Genomic DNA, 17,212 nt, shown 5'->3' with positions numbered 1-17,212 from the left:
AAAATTGGGACAGATTTTGAATTTAATCTAAAAAAAGTGCTCACACTTTTGGATCAATGCCAAGAAGATTCTATTGTTTGCACACCAGAGGTAGTTTTTAGTGGGTTTTCCTATCAGCGCATGGAAGAAGCGGCAGAATTTTCCAAAATCGCGACACAAACACTCATGGAAGCCACAAAGAATCATACACTCATCACAACTATGATAGAAAAAAATCATCAACATTTTTTTAATAATCTAAAGGTATTTCATAAGGGTGAGATTGTTCACAAACAATCCAAACACAAACTCTTTGTCTTAGGTGATGAACAATTGCACTTTTGCGCAGGTTCAGAAGATGAAATTGCACCATTTTATATAGATTCTATAAAATGTGCGGCATTGAATTGTTTTGAGTTACGCTTTATTGATTTGTGGAAGCGTGTGCAAGGGGCAGATATTATTTTTGTTCCTGCACAATGGGGTAAGCAACGCAAGGATCAATTCGAAACACTTTGCAAGGCTTTGGCAATTGCTAATCAAAGCTTTGTTGTGGCAAGTGATGGGGCAAATGATACAATGGCAAAAGGTAGTTCTGTTATCACACCTTATGGGGTTGTGTATAAAAATGACAAAAAAGAATGTGTGCACGCACAAGTAGATTTACATGAAACCTCTAAAATGAGAAAATATATCCAAACCGGCATACAAATAAATCTTTAAAGGATTTTGATGTATGCAAATGCAAAGATGGTGGCAGAGATTCAAAAACATGTGAAGATTTCCCCATCTGTAGCTAAGGCTTTAGGGATCGTAGATAGGGCATTTTTTGTTCCTCCGAGTTTTAAATACAATGCTTATAGTTTAGATTCTTTGCCATTAGAAGATTCACAATGGATTAGCTCCCCACTTACAGTGGCTATTATGACAGAATCTCTTTTGGCAGATGGTGGAGAAAGTGTGCTTGAGATTGGTTGTGGTAGCGGATATCAGGCGATGGTGCTTTCCCATCTTTTTAAATATGTGTATACCATAGAGCGTATCGAGCAATTACTCATAGAGGCAAAAAGACGCTTTCACTTACTCAATGCGCATAATATTTTTGCAAAACTTGGTGATGGGCAAGATGGTTGGGAGCAACACGCGCCTTTTGATGCTATCATTTTTAGTGCATGTGCTAGAGAGATTCCGCATGGACTTGTCAATCAATTAAAAGAAGGTGGCATACTTTTGGCACCAATGTTTGATAAGCTAGATTCCACACAACAACGTATTACACGATTTGTAAAACAAAATGGCACTTTGAGTGCACCACTTGTGATTACGCAGTGTTGTTTTGTTGATGTATGTGATGGGATTGTGTCGTATCGACAAGGATCGTGATATGGATACTACCTTTGCATGGAATATATGGAGCGTATGCATTGCTTTATGTGTTTTAGCGTGTGGGGTAGGTTTTGGGGTTTTATATATGCGTCGATATTTGCATATTTCTTATACACGGGCTTTATCGAGTATGATTGTGGTGAGTATAATGCTTTTTGCTTTGGTGGTATTTGTGCAAAATACTTATGATACATCACTAGCTCACACTTCACATATTTTTGTGTTCTCTTATGGCATATTGTTGTATATCGTATTGCTTATGCTGTGCATTATGGCATATATCGATTGGGTGTATTTGGCATTGCCAGAATCTTTGTTGATAATATTTTTTGTGTTTAGTTGCGCATGTGTATTTATCATATCTTTTGATGCTTGGACGCATATCATCAATGCTCTAGCACTTATGGGTGGCACTTTTGTGATGCGATTTTTTGGCGAGATAGTATTTCAAAAACCATTGCTTGGTGAAGCTGATATTGTTGTATTTGGCGGTCTTGGGCTTTGTTTTGGAGTATTATTTACGCTCATTAGTGTGCTTATAGCAAGTTTTTTAGCACTTCTTTTTATGAGTGTTCGTTTGGTGGTTGCAAAATCCTATTCCCAATCTTTTCCGTTTGTGAGTTATCTCTTTGCAGGTGTATTGATAAGCTATGTAGGGAATGCAGAGAATCTCATATGGGTATTGCTAGATAATGGAGTGTGGTATGTTTAAGCGTTATATGTTTTTGTCATTTTCGCAACTCTTTTTTCCATTTTTTCTTGTTCTTTTGTTTATTGCCTCTGTAGTGCTTATTATTAGTATTGCTGGCAAAACCTATGTTGTGAAGATGAGTTTTCTTGATTTGTTTGCACTTTTTGCATATTCATTGCCTGGTAGTGTATTTTTTATCATTTCTATCACTTTTTTTGCCTCACTCACACTTGGGATTGCACGACTTTCATATGATTATGAAATGATGGTGTTTTTTGCATTGGGCATTAAACCTATGAATATTCTTAAAACATTTTTGCCTATCACGCTTATTGCTACACTTATTTTGCTTGTTTTTTCGCTTGTGCTTGTCCCACTTTCTAATAGTGCATCTAAAAATTTCATTGCTAAAAAGCGGGCCGATATTGATGTGAATTTACGAGCTGGTGAGCTTGGGCAAAAGCTTGGAGATTGGCTTATATATGTTGATGAAGTCAAGGATAGAAAGTATAAAAATTTGATTTTATATTCTCAAGATACAGATTCTGAAAGTTTTGTAGTCGCCCAAGATGGCAAAACAAGAAACAGAGATGGGCTTTTTGAACTTTTGTTGGAGCGTGGTGATGTGTATTTTGCGCAAGACAATGAAATACGAAAGATTCTCTATAACAATATGAATGTGCGTCAGATCCTAGGTGAGCCACAGCTAAGTGGATATGATTTACTTGGATATTGGGAAGAAGCTTTTGCGTATATGATTACTTCTTTGCCACGCAAGGATATTCCACTCTCTGTAAGATCCAAGGAGCGTAAGATTTCACAAGCAGTGTTAGTTTCGATTTTTCCACTTGTATCATTGTTTCTGGTGCTTAGCTTTGGGATTGCAAATCCAAGATTTCAATCAAACAAATCCTATTTTTATGTGATTGGCGCTACGGCTTTGTATTTTGTCATAGTGCATATTGCTTCAGAAAATTTTCCTTTTTTGGGAATTGTGTGTATTCCTCTTGTGTGGCTTGTGTCTTCGTATTTTTTGTATATTAGAGCTATTAAGCATTATTATTAGAATCTAGATATTGTGATGAGAGTTTTGGCTAAGATTGCCTATGATGGTAGTGCATTTAGCGGGTTTGCGCCACAAAAAGAACAAGGCATTGTAAGTGTAAGTAATACGCTACATGAGATTCTCTCTCGTGTAGGGATAGATTCTAAAATTTTGGCAGCTGGACGCACAGATAAGGGTGTGCATGCTAGAGCACAGGTGATCACTTTTGATGTGGCACATCGGTGGGATTTGGTGTATTTACGTACATTATTAAACAAAAAGAGTTATCCGCATATTTTCTTTATCTCCTTACGCTATGTGAGTGAAGATTTTCACCCACGTTTTTGGGCTATATGGAGGGCGTATCGCTATCTTGTAGGTTTGCAAATACCAAATCCATTTATTGCGCGTTTTGTAAGCTATGAGCAATTTGGAGATATACATCGCCTCCAAGAAGCCTTGAGGCTTTTTAGGGGAAGTCATGATTTTGTATTTTTCAAAAAGCAAGGCACACATAATAAAGATTCTATACGCACTATCATGCAAAGCTATGCTTATGTGTATCGTGATTTTCTCATCGTGTATATACGTGCTAATGGTTTTTTGCGAGCTCAAGTGCATTTAATGCTAGGTGCCAGTTTTAGTTATGCACGCGGAGAATTATCAAAACCGCAACTTCAAGCACAAATAGATGCGCAATCTCGCTATCATAGCACACCAGTAAGCCCAAATGGTTTGTATCTTTGCGGAGTAGGTTATTCTTCTATGAGTGTATCGACAATGCTATCAAGCGGTGAGAATATTCTGTGAAGTATCTTAAATGGTGCATTCACAACATCCTCGATAAAACTCACTTCTGTTTTTGGATTATCAAGACTACCAGAAACGACAATATTTGTTGTTACCTTGCCATCGTTACCTAGTATGATATAGCCTACAATAGGAATATTTGAAATAATATTTGAGAGTGCTTTCATTGTGCTTGCTTTGAGAAATAAGTCTATGGTGGGCTCTTTAAGATTTACAATACCATTGCCCTTAATATCAATCGCGCTTCCTATGAGATCAATAGATTCAAATCCTAGATATTCGTTATTCATAGAAAATAAAAACTTCCCTTCTTTGATTTCATAGCCATCATTACTAAGTCCGGGTTTTTTAAACATAATTAGCGAGGGAATTGTATCGATTAGTCCTACAATGTTTTGGACGATTGCAAAATCTTTGAAGGTTGTATTTTGGATACGAATCTCGCCTTGCAAGGTTTTGTCTTTGAGTGTGCCAGAGAAGTCAAAAAGCCCACCAGCAAAAAGCTGTTTGGAGAGCACTTGGTTGATAAAGCTTGAGCTAAAATTATCAAGTGTGATGTTTGCCCTACCATAAGCAATGTTAATGTCTGCAATGCCATTACCGTACGCGGCATTGGCGTTGATACGTCTATCGCGCATAGTGATTGTCGCAGAATCTGTAGGTATGATAAAATCACCATATATAATATCCATATTATTAGATTCTAAATGCAAAATATGGGGTGCGATATTGTGTTCATTTTCAAACTTGCGTTTTTGACGGATAAAAGCATTTTTTTGTACTATTTCGTCTGGAGTGTAGGACACACTTTCGCCTTCTTCGTGAAAAATTTCATATAACATAGGAATCTTACTTTCCATAAGCTGATTAATATCAAGATTATAGTCTTTAAATACAAGAGATGTGGTATTGAGGCGTTTGTGGAATTTGATATGTTGATCTTTGGTGGCAAGCATAATATCATCTGTTTTGATATTACCATTAAGCTCTAGTGTATGTAACGCCTGATTATTTTTATCATAAATAGGATAGTCGAGATTTTCTATTTTTGCTCCGAGTGAGATTTCTCCTGCATTTGTATCTTTATTGTGCAGTGTGAGAGAGCCTTTTTTTACACCAAAATATTGCAAAAGTGGAGAGTGAGGGTAGAGTGTTTGTATTTTTTCAAGGCTAATATGCAACATAGAATCTTGTTTAAAAGAGAGTGTGAGCTGCGGAATAACAAGATCGATAATGCCATCTTTAAAACTGCCTTCAAGGGTTATGTTGCGTATGGAATTAGGTTGTGTTGTGTTGTTTGATGGATTTGTTTGTGTAGATTCTGTGTCTTGGCTAAGTGGTGGGATTTGAAGAATACTTGGCAGGGTTGAAGTATTTTCTTTGATAATAGCGTTAATAATATTTTTTGTCATTACATCATTATTATCTATATCTTTGAAACCTGGGTAATTCATATGTACGGGAAACATTTTTGATGGAAGCAAATCCACATACTGAATGAAAAAATCACCCTTTAATGTATGTGCGAGTGCATCTATATCAAATGTAAATTGCGTAGAGAGCACATCAGTATATTCTGTCTGTGAGCTTTTAATAGAGATTAAGCGTTTTTTGTCGCGATCAATAGTAAGCGTTGTTTGCAGATCTGTGGCGAGGATTGGTTGCTCAAAGAGTATGGCATTGACATTTTTGCCACTAATGATACCATTTACTTGCGTTTCTAATTGATCTTTGTAGTTTAATTTTAGTGCAATATCTAGTGTAGTGTCAAGCGGACTTGAGGTTTGCACTGGGAGATGTATATCAAGAATGGCATATAAAAGATCAAGAAGTGTTTTATCTAGCACGAGGTCTTTGCTTCGTAGTTGTACAAAAAGCCCAAATACTTGATTAATGGGGAGATTAATTTGCACTGCAGATGTATCTAGGCTATGTCCTGCAAAACTCGGATCGCTAAAATGGATATTTAGAGCTTTATTTGCAAGATTTATCATAGCATCTGAAGCAATGATGGGTGTGGTATTTGGAGCGATAGATATTGTTGGTTTATGTAGGTGGATAGAGCCATACATATCAGAGAGAAGGTTTTGGACAAAGTATTTATTAAATGCAAGTTTTAGGGTAAGGTTTTGAAGTTGGATAGATTCAAATTGGATTTGCTCAAACAACCAAGATTCTAAGGTTTTGTTGTTTAAGAGGGCAATATAGGGCTTAAGAAACTGGATTTGATCCCAAGTTGAGGAATTTATTGTGAGTATGGCATTTTGAAAATCTGTATTACCTGTAATACGTATAGATGCTACTTCATTGTTGGCTTTATTTAAGGTTTTGGCATGAGAAATTTCAAGAGTGTTTATATCAAGTGTTTTACTACCTATGTGGTATTGCATGTGTCCTGTAGCTTCCAAAAAGAGTTTTGGGATTATGAGGGATTGAATCTCTAAATTAATATCTTTACTACTTTGGGTGGTATTTAGAATTGCACTAAAATGCGGCGTCGTTATCAGGTAATGTGAGCCATCATATAGTATTGCGCGTTCTGTATTGTCGGGAAAAATAACTTTGTGGATATTGAAGGTTTCAAAATAAGAGAGAATCCAAAAAATATTTTGCACCCAATTCATCGCAGAATCTATAGAATCTTTAAGGTTTTCTTGCTTGGTATCGTTGCTTGTTTCACTAGAGAATAATGTGCTTTGGGAAAGATCGACTTTTTTAATATCTACAATAAACTTATTTTCTAATTTAAGATACAATCCTTCAATTTTCACAAAACCAAAAGAAAGCTCTTGTTTATAAATACCTTCATTAAGGACTTTATAGCCAAGAAAACAAAGGACAATAATCGTGCCACAGAAAACAAAGAGACTAACAAGAGTTTTATATTTGGTATTTGGCTTATGCTTTGGTGTGTGTTGTTGGTTCATATGGTATTTTACCACTCCTGTTGTAGTTCCTCAAATATTGAATGTGCCAAAGGGTTCCATAAAGTCTATTATAGCATATCTTAATGGAATAAAGGACATTCCCCAAAATCAATTTGGCAAACTTGATGCATTTGCTATGCAAATCATGGGGACACCACAAAGTGGTTTTGTGGATTTGGGTATGGAGAATCCTACACGCCTGGAGTTTCTTAAAAAGCTTAGCACTGCCAAGGCGGCTACCAAAGAAATTACGCTTATTCCCGGTGAGACATTATATTTTTTCTTGCAAGATGTGGCAAAAACTTTTGGTTTGGATTCTCAAAAATTACGAGAATCCTATGATATATATTTTCATCTTCCAGAAGGTGTTATTGTTCCAGAAACCTATAAATTACCATTAGGACTTAGCGAGGATCAGCTCATGAAGCTTTTGTCTCAAATGTCCTATAAATGGCATGAAAATACCGCAACGCAATTTATGGGTGTGTATGATAGAGATAAGTGGTTTTATTATGTGTCTATTGCTTCTATCGTGCAAAAAGAAGCTGCTAATATAGATGAAATGCCAATAGTAGCCGCAGTAGTTTTTAATCGTCTCAAACTCAATATGCCTTTACAAATGGATGGATCACTTAATTATGGGGAGTATTCTCATCAAAAAGTTACACCAGATCGCATACGCAATGACACAAATATATGCAATACATACAAGTATAAAGGCATTCCCTCTTATCCATGCACAAGCGCAAGTCTCCAGGCTATAAAGGCTGTGCTAAACCCTGCAAATGTAGGATATCTCTATTTTGTGCGAAATAAAAATGGCACACATACATTTAGTAAAACTTACCAAGATCACAAGAGTAATTTTTAAAAAATTCCATAGAGTTTAATAAATATTTAACTTTTTGTTTGTAAACTTTGGTGTTCGCGTTTTTTGGAATATGTGATGTCTTGCCAAGAGTATAAGGCTATACAAAATGTAACAAAGATTTGTGCTTTTGTGTAAAATTACACATTGTTTAAGCGAAAAGGGATAATATTATTAAAACAAAACTTTAAGAAAGGAAGAAGAAATGGGATTAAAACAGGCTCCAGAGAATACTCCGGTTTGGATTGATGAGACAAGATGCAAGGCGTGTGATATTTGTGTATCGCTCTGCCCGAGTGGTGTGTTGGGTATGAGAAAAGATGAGCATAAGATTTTGGGTAAAATTATTAGTGTAGCACATCCAGAGAGTTGCATAGGGTGCTATGAGTGCGAGTTACATTGCCCAGATTTTGCTATCTTTGTTGCGAGTAAAGATGAGTTTAAGTTTGCTAAACTTACTCCAGAATCTAGAGAGCGTGCACAACGTGTAAAAGATAATCATTTTATGGTTGTTGATTAATTTTAAGAAGGAGAAAGAATGCGAGAGGTCATTACAGGCGGAAATGAGTTGGTGGCACAGGCTGCAATTGATGTGGGTTGTAGGTTTTTTGGCGGATATCCTATTACACCATCGAGTGATATAGCCCATGAGATGAGTGTGAATCTTCCTAGAGTTGGTGGAAAATTTATCCAAATGGAAGATGAAATCGGTGGTATTTCAGTAGCGCTTGGTGCTGCTATGACAGGTAAGAAAGCGATGACTGCTACTTCAGGACCAGGTATTTCACTGAAAGCGGAGCAAGTTGGTTATGGTTTTATGGCAGAGATTCCATTAGTTGTTGTTGATGTCATGCGTGGTGGACCTTCTACAGGATTACCAACACGCGTTTCACAAGGTGATCTTAATCAAGTCAAAAATCCAAGTCATGGGGATTTTTGTTCTATAGCAATCGCGGTTGGGAATCTTAGTGAAGCGTATACACAAACCATTCGCGCTTTTAACTTGTCGGAAAAATATATGACTCCAGTGTTTTTACTTCTTGATGAAACCGTAGGACATATGCATGGTAAGGCACTTATTCCAGACCTTAGTGAAGTTGAAAAGATGATTGTTAATCGTGAGGAGTTCAAGGGCGATCCTAAAGACTACAAGCCCTATGGTGTGCCACAAGACAAACCAGCAGTATTAAATCCTTTCTTTAAGGGATATCGTTATCATATTACAGGGCTTCATCATGGACCTACGGGATTCCCCACAGAAGATGCGGTTCTTGCACAAGAGCTTATTGATAGACTCTTTAGCAAGATAGAAAATAATATTGATGATATTGTAGAATATGAGGAATACCAATTAGAAGATGCAGAGATAGCAATTATTGCATATGGTTCGGTGTCTTTGGCTGCCAAAGAGGCTATCAATACATTACGCCAGGAAGGTAAAAAAGTGGGTATGTTTAGACCTATTACAATTTGGCCTAGTCCACAAAAGCGGCTTCAAGATCTTGGTAGAAAAATCAATAAAATCCTTGTGCTTGAGCTTAATAAGGGACAATATCTCCACGAAGTTGAGCGTGTAATGCAACGCAATGTAGAGTTTTTGGGTAAGGCAAACGGACGAAGTCTTTCACCTCAAGAAATTATCAACAAAATACAGGAGCTATAAGATGGCATTTAATTACGAAGATTACTTACGAATGGATAAAATGCCCACACTTTGGTGCTGGGGTTGTGGCGATGGTGTGATACTCAAATCTGTTATACGAGCTATAGATAGCTTAGGTTGGAAAATGGATGATGTATGTATTGTGAGTGGGATTGGCTGTAGTGGGAGATTTTCATCATATGTCAATTGCAATACCGTCCATACTACGCATGGTAGGGCTTTGGCATATGCTACAGGCATTAAACTTGCTAATCCAGAGAAAAAGGTTGTTGTGATTTCAGGTGATGGAGATTCTATGGCGATTGGTGGTAATCATACCATTCACGCTTGTCGTAGAAATATTGATATTAATCTTGTGCTTATTAATAATTTTATTTATGGTTTGACAAACTCCCAAACTTCCCCTACAACACCTAAGGATTTTTGGACTGTAACGGCACAATATGGCAATATTGATCCAAGTTTTGATCCTTGTGAAATTGCTATGGCAGCCGGTGCAACATTTGTAGGTAGAGAATCTGTAATCTCTCCTAAAAAGATTGAAAAACTTCTTGTAGAAGGTTTTAGTCATGAGGGCTTTAGTTTCTTTGACGTTCATAGCAATTGCCATGTGAATCTTGGGCGCAAAAATAAGATGGGCGATGCTACCAAAATGCTTCAATGGATAGAATCTCGCCTTGTTTCTAAGAATAAATTTGATACATTAAGCGAAGAAGAAAAAGCTGGTAAATTCCCTACAGGTGTGCTTAAACACGATACAAGTCGTATAGAGTATTGTAAGGCATATGATGGTGTGATAGCAAGAGCTCAAGCTAAAGGGGGGCACTAAGATGGAATATCAACTTCGTTTTACAGGTGTTGGTGGACAGGGCGTGTTGCTTGCAGGAGAGATTCTTGCAGAAGCTAAAATCAGAGATCATGGTTATGGTGTGAAAGCCGCTACCTATACTTCCCAAGTGCGTGGAGGACCTACAAAGGTGGATATTTTGCTTGATAATAAGGAAATTTTATATCCTTATGCCAATGAGGGAGAAATTGATTTTATGCTTTCTACTGCGCAAGTGAGTTATAATACTTTTAAAGGTGGTGTGAAGGCAGGTAATATCATCGTAGTAGAGCCAAACCTTGTAACACCAAGCGATGAGGATAAAAAGAAATTCAAAATTTATGAGATACCAATCATTACAATCGCCAAAGAAGAAGTGGGTAATGTGGTAACGCAATCTGTGGTGGCATTGGCTATCACCGTGAGTATGACAAAGTGTGTAAATCGGGATTTGGTATTTGACACGATGTTGGAAAAAGTTCCAGATAAGGTTAAAGATCTCAATAAAAAAGCCTTTGAATTAGGCGAAAAATATGCACTTAAAGCATTAGGATAGAATCTAAGCCCTAATGCTTCCTTTCATTGATCTTGCCAAGATTAATACACGCTTTGCATTTGAACGCAGTTTTGATGCATTTGTGCAGAGTGCACAATATATTCAAGGTGAGGCGTGTGCCCAGTTTGAACAGGCATTTGGCACATATTGTGGGAGCAAATATTGTATAGGCGTTAGTAGCGGATCTAGTGCTTTGTATTTGATTCTAAAAGCCTATAAAATTTTAGGTAAACTTCGTGATAATGATGCAATTATTGTCCCAGCCAATACCTATATAGCAAGTGTATTTGCAATCACACAAAATAATCTTATTCCTTTTTTCGCTGAACCTAGCACACAGGATTTTTTGATTGATGTCTCCAAACTCTCAAATCTTATGAATGATCGTATCAAGGCTATTATGCCCGTGCATTTATACGGACAAGTCTGTGATATGTCGGCAATTTCTGATTTTGCCAAGATACATAATCTGCTTGTTATTGAAGATAGTGCACAGGCACACGGAGCGTATTTTACAGATTCTACAAGGCGAGCGGGATCTTATGGCAATGCTGGAGCTTTTAGCTTTTATCCTGCCAAAAATCTTGGGGCATTGGGTGATGGTGGTGCTATCACAACCGATGATGATGAGCTCTCCACAATGATTCGATCTCTTGCTAATGCCGGAAGCACAAGTAAGTATATTCATGCTTTTGATGGTATTAATGCACGTTTAGATTCACTACAAGCCCTTATCTTACACACCAAATTACCGCTTTTAGATTCTGATAATGCACATAGACGAAAAATCGCCAATATATATATACAAGAGATTAGACATAGTGAGATTATTTTGCCAACACACCGCGCTTTGTATCCACATTCACATGTGTGGCATTTGTTTGTTATCTGCACCAAAGATCGTGGGAGGCTACAAGAATATTTATCGCGTAATGGTGTGCAAACGATCATTCACTATCCTATACCTGTGCATAAACAACAAGTGTATGCATGTTATAATCACTTAGAATTACCTATCGCACAAACCTTGCAAAATGAGATTATAAGCTTACCCATTAGTCAAGTCCAAAGTATAGAGGATACGTATAGGATTGTTGAGATTATAAATGGGTTTATGTTATAATGCTTCATTACCTAAAATAAAATCAAGTAAGGGGTTTTGATGCCGATTTTACCACAATACAACGATTGTTGTGGATGTAGCGCATGCTATGCAGCTTGTCCTCATAATAGCATTGCTATGGATCCAGATATAGAGGGATTCTTGTATCCTTATGTAAATGTTGATACATGCACAGAATGTAAGGCGTGTGAGGTTGTGTGTCCTACACTGCCATTTCTAGATTTTGCACCATATAATGCAGTGAAAAAAACTTCAAAGTTTCCATATAATACAAAACTTTCTTGTGCTCAAACCATAGATCAAGCGTTGCTATCACAAGTGCATTTCATACCCCCCCCCCTATTACAAATTTTCGTATAAATTCTACTATAAATCCTTCTTCTCATTCCGACATGGATTCCACTCATGTTGTTTCTAATACAGATTCTAAGCGCCACTATTTTGCTTTCAAGGCTAAAGATACGCAACTACGCTTAAACTCTTCATCCGGCGGTATCTTTAGTTTACTTGCAGAATCCATTATAAAGCAAGGTGGAGTTGTTTTTGGTGTTGGATATGATGAGAATCTGCGCGTGGTGCATAAAGGTATAGAAACTATTGATGAGTTAGATTCTATACGACGATCTAAATATGTGCAATCAGACAAAGGAGAGAGCTTCAGGCAGGTTAAGGAATTATTAAAAAATGGTCGAAAAATATTGTTTAGTGGTGTACAGTGCGAAATTCAAGGACTCTTAGCTTATCTCAAAAAACCTTACGCAAATCTTTTGACTTGTGAGGTTATTTGTAATTCTGTTCCAAGTCCGAAAGTGTGGGAGATTTATAAGGAAAGTTTACTTGAAGAAGAGGGAGAAAAGCTTATAGATTTTAATTTTAGAGGTAAAGATTATGGTTGGAAGAAAGGTATTTTTGCGGTAAAGACAAAGACAATTCCACATTACGAGTCTGATTTTATGCGCGGATTTTTGGAGCATGTGATTACGCGTCCGAGTTGTGAAAATTGTTATGCAAAAGATGGACAGAGTGGATCGGATATTACACTAGGTGATTTTTGGGGTCTTGAAAGATCTCACCCAGAATTTAGTGATGATGTAGGGGTAAGCTGTGTGATTACACATAACACAAAGGCACTCCAGGCAATAGAATCTTTAAAAGATTTTGGAGAATGGGAGTATAGTAGTTATGAATCTATAGCATATGGGAATCGTGCCCTTTTTGTATCTGGTCATACAAATCCTGTGCGGAAGCAGGCTTTACATGAAATTATACATACTTATAGCACACAGGGTGCGAAAGAAGCTATGCATATTTTGAGGAAGTATCTTAAGTCAAACGTAAATAAATCTTGGTATTTACGAGCTTTACGACAAAAAATTGTAACATGTATGCCGTATTCTCTAAAGACTACATTAAAGAGGATTTTTAAGAAGACTGGTGGAAGAGACATAACAATTGTCACCTTTATAGATACAACCAATAATTATGGGCAAGTTATGCAAGCTTATGCTCTTCATCAATATCTACATAAGACATATCCAAAGGTCAATATTAGTTTTGCTGATATTGGCGATATTCGCGTACCTTTTGTGCGTCGAATATGGAGAGCATTGAAAAAATATGGAATTTTTGGATTTATACAAGAGTTTTTTATTAGGTTTAATGCTAGACTTAGTAAAAAAGATATAGATTCTGCTAATCTAAATTTTTGTGTCTTGGACACAAGGCGTGCATTTGATGTATTTCGTGCAAATTTTATGTATAAATCAGATAAAACTTTTGGTAATTTGTATTTCAGAAATATTCCTAAATCGGATATTTACATTGCTGGGAGTGATCAGATTTGGAATAGTTACTGGGGTGTGACTAGAGAGAATTTTTGCGTGAATCCTTTGTATCATTATATGCTTGGGTTTGTAGATAAAAAGAAGCCACATTTTAGAAATGTAAAGAAAATAGCCTATGCTCCAAGTATAGGGTCACCAGACATAGCACAGGACTTACAAGATTTATATTATCAATATTTATCCTCCTTTGATGTTTTATCTGTGCGCGAGGAGTGCAATATTAGTTCGCTTAAAACATTGGGCCTACATGCTGTGTGTGCCAGATCCTACCATGTTGCTTTCTCGAGAGGATTACTTATCGATAGCTACAAGATTAAAGGATAAAAAAGATGTATTTGTGTATATGTTAGGACAAGAGACATTGATTGATAAAAATGCACTTTTAGATTTTATCCAAGAGCGTGCAGAAATACTCTATGCAAATGCCAATATTGATAGCAAAAATGCATGTTTATATGATGTAAGCACGGATTTTTATCCAACACCATCACAATGGATAGGGGCAATAGCAGATTCCAGATTCATGGTTACAAATTCTTTTCATGGTTGTGTCTTTGCAATTATTATGAATACGCCATTTTTGGTACTAAAGCTTGGAGGAAGTGCTGGATCTATGAATACGCGATTTGAAACATTATTGGAGATTTTTAATTTACAAGATTGCTTGTGTGCTTCGTTAGAAGAATTTATGGATAAATTTTTGACACAAATAGAAATAGATTGGCAAGAAGTCAACGCGCGCCTTTATCTATGGTCACAAGTGGGCAAGGATTATTTAGCAAAAAATGTAGGGATTTATGCAATTTAATATAGTTTAATAATAATATAGCTCCATGCTTACTCGGATTCTAATAAGCACGGTGCTTGTGGGGTGCGGATAGTCTTTATAGGCAATTTCTATTGTGCGTTCAGAATTTCTATCTAAAATCACATAACCCGAAGATTTGATCAGCCTAAGATCCGTGATATCTCCATTTGGGTGAAGATAAAATTGCACAATATTAACTCCTTGTTGTTCTAGTCGGATTGCATCTTGTGGATATTTGAGATATTTGCCCGTGATACGCCCTATATCTCGTAAATTGTTGATGATAAAATCCTGTTCCACAAGTCCATAATCTCCAAATTCTTCGCCATAGAGATCATTAATATCACGTTTTGTAATCTTATCAAGTTTTGGATAGTGCGAAAAAATTGCTACTAACGAAGGGGATTGTCTTTTTTTTCTAGAGCGCGAATCTATAGAATTATTTGCGTTATTGGAGGGATTATTAATCGTGAGATTATGCAAGTTTATAGAATCTAGAGTGTTTTCTGGGGTTTGTGAATAGGTAGTGTTTGGCGTAGAGTGAGAATCTAGTGATTTAGAATCCCGATTAGCGATATTGCCAGTTTGTGTCGTATTTTGGGGTTGTGTAGTGTTTTTGGTTTGTGATTTTTGTGCAGAGGTGCTTTGTTTTGTTTCGGTGGCATTTTGATTTGTTTCTCGTGTATATGATTGCTGGGGTAAAAATCCTGAAATTTTTATTTTATTTGGGATTTCTCCTGTGCCCTTTTTAAACCGGAGGTTTGGTTGCCTTAGATTCCAAAATATCACTGCAATGATAGCGATGTGGATAATAATTGAGCAGAGCAAAGCAAAACGTAAGCGTTCATGTTCTGTGATTTTATGTATTTTGGTCATTTTTGAGTTGTCGCAAACGCTGCGCTTTTTGCTCCAAAAGATTACTAAATTGCGAATCTTCAATCACAAGACTATCATAAAGCGTCGGTTTTGGAGATTCATTGTGTTTGGCTATTGGATATCGATCAAGTAAGGTATTGGAGTTACCTATGAGCAGGACATAACGATACCCATTTGTTTCGAGTGTGAGAATCTTGTTTTTAGAATCTACGCGTTTTTGGGCAATGATTTTTATTGTTGGATCAAATGGATTAAGCTCAAAGTGTGTATTTTTTGTAGATTTTGTATCTAGATAGGATGAAAAGGGCTGTGTGTTTTTACGCAAGGTATTTCGTGTCCACAATAAAATCACAAGGAGAAGCACCATAATTCCAACCAAGGCACCATAACGCCAAGGGTCTAGATCTCCATTTTTGCCAAGTTTCAAGGCTTGTGTAGAATCTTCTTGATTAGGGTTTTGTTGAAATTGTTTAGTATCATTTTGTAGCAAAATTTGAGTAGATTGTGTTGTGCTAGTAAAATGCGCATCATTAGGCTTTGGAAGTGTGGCGATATTTTGAGAAATTTCAGAATCTCTTTGCGTAGTGGGAATATTGAGTGATTTATTCATCAAAAGTTCTAAATGCGAGGGTTTAGCTTTGAGAAATGTAACTTTAAATGTTTGTCCCGCTTTACTCACTTCGACATCAATTTGTGTTGGATCACCCACGCCTAGAACATAGAGATCATTATTGATGTTAAAAACTTGTATCTCATTTACAAGCGATCCACTGATGCGCTTATTTTGTGCTTGTGCGGTAATATTTGTAAAAATTACCCCCTTATATTCATCTTTGGTTGTGATTTGAGGTGTGAAATCATAGGGCGTATCCAAATATAGTAGAACTTCATTGCTTTGTTTGCCTGTGTGTATATCTATCTTTTGTGCTTGTATAGCAAAAACAAAACTCAAGTTACACAAAAACCCCATAATATAGCGCATAATTTAGACTTTCTCACGTGTGAGATAATATACAATCGCATTAGAATCTAAAACCTCATTGATACGGATAGCGAGGTTTTTTTCATAGACCATAACCTCGCCTTTTCCGATCACGCGACCATTAACAAATGTTTCAATGCTTTCACCAGCAGGTTTACCCAAATCAATAATCGATCCTTTTTCAAATCGCAAAATCTCATTGAGCGGAAGTTTTGTAGATCCTAATTCAGCCTCAAAAAGCACTTCCATATCCAATAACCCATTGTAGTTTTGCATCATATCTTCAAGATATGTTGCAAGTTCTATTTCTTTTGGCGTGTGGATTCGCTGTTTATCAAGGATAGATTCACCACCCATTATTCACTCCTTATTGAGATTTACTAATTTTTGGCTATATTTCTTACATAAATTCCGCAATGTCCTCTACCTAATTTAAAGTGCAAGCCACTATCATAGTCTTTTATGAGCTTGTGTCCTAAGTAGCTAGGCACAGATATACCAAAGCTTGTATTGCCCTTATAAAGCACTTTGGCATGTCCTACTATAAGATTTGCGAGTTCTTTTGCTATATCTTCTAGGGTTTCTTTGTTAGGATCATCATCTTGGAGCATTGCTTTTGCCATGATTTTTAAAAATGCTTTATCAAAGAGCAAAAACACATCTGTATCTGGCGTAGAGCCTTTGAGCATACTAATTTTTGTGAGGTAGCCCTTTTTGATTGGCAAGAGAGAATCTTTTGGGAGTTTGTTGATGCTTTGTTGCACTACTTCTATAAAACTTTGGCGAATGACATCCATGGAGATCTCCTTGTATGCTAAAATTTTCGCA

The 17,212-nt window shown here is 36.7% G+C and carries 19 protein-coding genes; 14 read left to right on the top strand and 5 right to left on the bottom strand.

Annotated features, from left to right (window positions below):
* From C6H22_RS03430 to truA, 5 genes are all read left to right on the top strand, one after another.
* Positions 1–702, top strand: a 702-nt coding sequence (locus C6H22_RS03430) for a carbon-nitrogen hydrolase family protein (protein WP_324826070.1), incomplete at its 5' end; no start/stop codon positions are given.
* Positions 703–711: 9 nt separating this feature from the next.
* Positions 712–1,362 (top strand): protein-L-isoaspartate(D-aspartate) O-methyltransferase, encoded by a 651-nt coding sequence (locus C6H22_RS03425; RefSeq protein ID WP_104693943.1) that lies wholly within the window; start codon positions 712–714, stop codon positions 1,360–1,362.
* 1 nt (position 1,363) lies between these two features.
* Positions 1,364–2,077 (top strand): prepilin peptidase, encoded by a 714-nt coding sequence (locus tag C6H22_RS03420; protein ID WP_104693942.1) that lies wholly within the window; start codon positions 1,364–1,366, stop codon positions 2,075–2,077.
* A complete protein-coding gene (locus tag C6H22_RS03415) occupies positions 2,070–3,122 on the top strand; it encodes an LptF/LptG family permease (protein WP_104693941.1) in 1,053 nt (350 codons plus the stop codon). Before C6H22_RS03420 ends, C6H22_RS03415 begins: the two co-directional genes overlap by 8 nt.
* Positions 3,123–3,137: 15 nt before the next feature.
* On the top strand, positions 3,138–3,911 hold the full coding sequence (gene truA, locus C6H22_RS03410; protein WP_233707010.1) for a tRNA pseudouridine(38-40) synthase TruA: 774 nt from the start codon (positions 3,138–3,140) through the stop codon (positions 3,909–3,911).
* On the opposite strand, the gene C6H22_RS03405 is transcribed toward truA, so the two are convergent.
* Positions 3,857–6,838 carry a YhdP family protein gene (locus C6H22_RS03405; RefSeq protein ID WP_104693939.1) on the bottom strand — a complete coding sequence of 994 codons (2,982 nt, stop codon included), beginning with the start codon at positions 6,836–6,838 and terminating at the stop codon, positions 3,857–3,859. The genes truA and C6H22_RS03405 overlap by 55 nt on opposite strands.
* 43 nt (positions 6,839–6,881) lie before the next feature.
* Between C6H22_RS03405 and C6H22_RS03400 the strand changes: the two genes are divergently transcribed.
* The 9 genes from C6H22_RS03400 to C6H22_RS09000 all read left to right on the top strand — a co-directional run bounded on the left by C6H22_RS03400 (position 6,882) and on the right by C6H22_RS09000 (position 14,526).
* Positions 6,882–7,709, top strand: coding sequence for an endolytic transglycosylase MltG (locus C6H22_RS03400; RefSeq protein ID WP_233707009.1), 828 nt, complete (start codon positions 6,882–6,884; stop codon positions 7,707–7,709).
* Between the two features lie 202 nt (positions 7,710–7,911).
* Positions 7,912–8,226, top strand: coding sequence for a 4Fe-4S binding protein (locus C6H22_RS03395; RefSeq protein WP_095627721.1), 315 nt, complete (start codon positions 7,912–7,914; stop codon positions 8,224–8,226).
* An 18-nt stretch (positions 8,227–8,244) separates the two neighbouring features.
* Positions 8,245–9,369 carry a 2-oxoglutarate synthase subunit alpha gene (locus C6H22_RS03390; protein WP_104693937.1) on the top strand — a complete coding sequence of 375 codons (1,125 nt, stop codon included), beginning with the start codon at positions 8,245–8,247 and terminating at the stop codon, positions 9,367–9,369.
* Between the two features lies 1 nt (position 9,370).
* The gene (locus C6H22_RS03385) at positions 9,371–10,198 is read left to right on the top strand and encodes a 2-oxoglutarate ferredoxin oxidoreductase subunit beta (protein WP_104693936.1); all 828 of its coding nucleotides are present in this window, start codon (positions 9,371–9,373) and stop codon (positions 10,196–10,198) included.
* A 1-nt stretch (position 10,199) separates the two neighbouring features.
* The gene (locus tag C6H22_RS03380) at positions 10,200–10,751 is read left to right on the top strand and encodes a 2-oxoacid:acceptor oxidoreductase family protein (protein WP_104693935.1); all 552 of its coding nucleotides are present in this window, start codon (positions 10,200–10,202) and stop codon (positions 10,749–10,751) included.
* A 13-nt stretch (positions 10,752–10,764) separates the two neighbouring features.
* Complete coding sequence (locus tag C6H22_RS03375) at positions 10,765–11,874, top strand: DegT/DnrJ/EryC1/StrS family aminotransferase (RefSeq protein WP_104693934.1); 1,110 nt, start codon at positions 10,765–10,767, stop codon at positions 11,872–11,874.
* Positions 11,875–11,913: 39 nt separating this feature from the next.
* Positions 11,914–12,234 carry a 4Fe-4S dicluster domain-containing protein gene (locus tag C6H22_RS03370; protein WP_104693933.1) on the top strand — a complete coding sequence of 107 codons (321 nt, stop codon included), beginning with the start codon at positions 11,914–11,916 and terminating at the stop codon, positions 12,232–12,234.
* Positions 12,235–12,266: 32 nt separating this feature from the next.
* Positions 12,267–14,042 carry a Coenzyme F420 hydrogenase/dehydrogenase, beta subunit C-terminal domain gene (locus tag C6H22_RS03365; protein ID WP_104693932.1) on the top strand — a complete coding sequence of 592 codons (1,776 nt, stop codon included), beginning with the start codon at positions 12,267–12,269 and terminating at the stop codon, positions 14,040–14,042.
* Complete coding sequence (locus C6H22_RS09000; RefSeq protein WP_324826069.1) at positions 13,966–14,526, top strand: polysaccharide pyruvyl transferase family protein; 561 nt, start codon at positions 13,966–13,968, stop codon at positions 14,524–14,526. Before C6H22_RS03365 ends, C6H22_RS09000 begins: the two co-directional genes overlap by 77 nt.
* A gap of 6 nt (positions 14,527–14,532) precedes the next feature.
* Here C6H22_RS09000 and C6H22_RS03355 read toward each other — a convergent pair whose 3' ends face one another.
* The 4 genes from C6H22_RS03355 to C6H22_RS03340 are packed head-to-tail and all read right to left on the bottom strand — an operon-like array spanning position 14,533 to position 17,181.
* Positions 14,533–15,402, bottom strand: coding sequence for an energy transducer TonB (locus C6H22_RS03355; protein WP_104693930.1), 870 nt, complete (start codon positions 15,400–15,402; stop codon positions 14,533–14,535).
* Positions 15,386–16,384, bottom strand: coding sequence for a hypothetical protein (locus C6H22_RS03350; protein WP_104693929.1), 999 nt, complete (start codon positions 16,382–16,384; stop codon positions 15,386–15,388). The genes C6H22_RS03355 and C6H22_RS03350 overlap by 17 nt, the downstream gene beginning before the upstream one ends.
* Positions 16,385–16,387: 3 nt before the next feature.
* Positions 16,388–16,741: a flagellar motor switch protein FliN gene (gene fliN / locus C6H22_RS03345; RefSeq protein ID WP_104693928.1), complete on the bottom strand. Its 354-nt coding sequence runs from the start codon at positions 16,739–16,741 to the stop codon at positions 16,388–16,390.
* Between the two features lie 23 nt (positions 16,742–16,764).
* A complete protein-coding gene (locus tag C6H22_RS03340; protein WP_104693927.1) occupies positions 16,765–17,181 on the bottom strand; it encodes a chemotaxis protein CheX in 417 nt (138 codons plus the stop codon).
* Positions 17,182–17,212: the final 31 nt, after the last annotated feature.

Origin of the sequence: Helicobacter equorum, assembly GCF_900198655.1 — a bacterium.
GTDB lineage: Bacteria > Campylobacterota > Campylobacteria > Campylobacterales > Helicobacteraceae > Helicobacter_F > Helicobacter_F equorum.
This window is presented reverse-complemented; position numbering and strand designations above follow the sequence as displayed.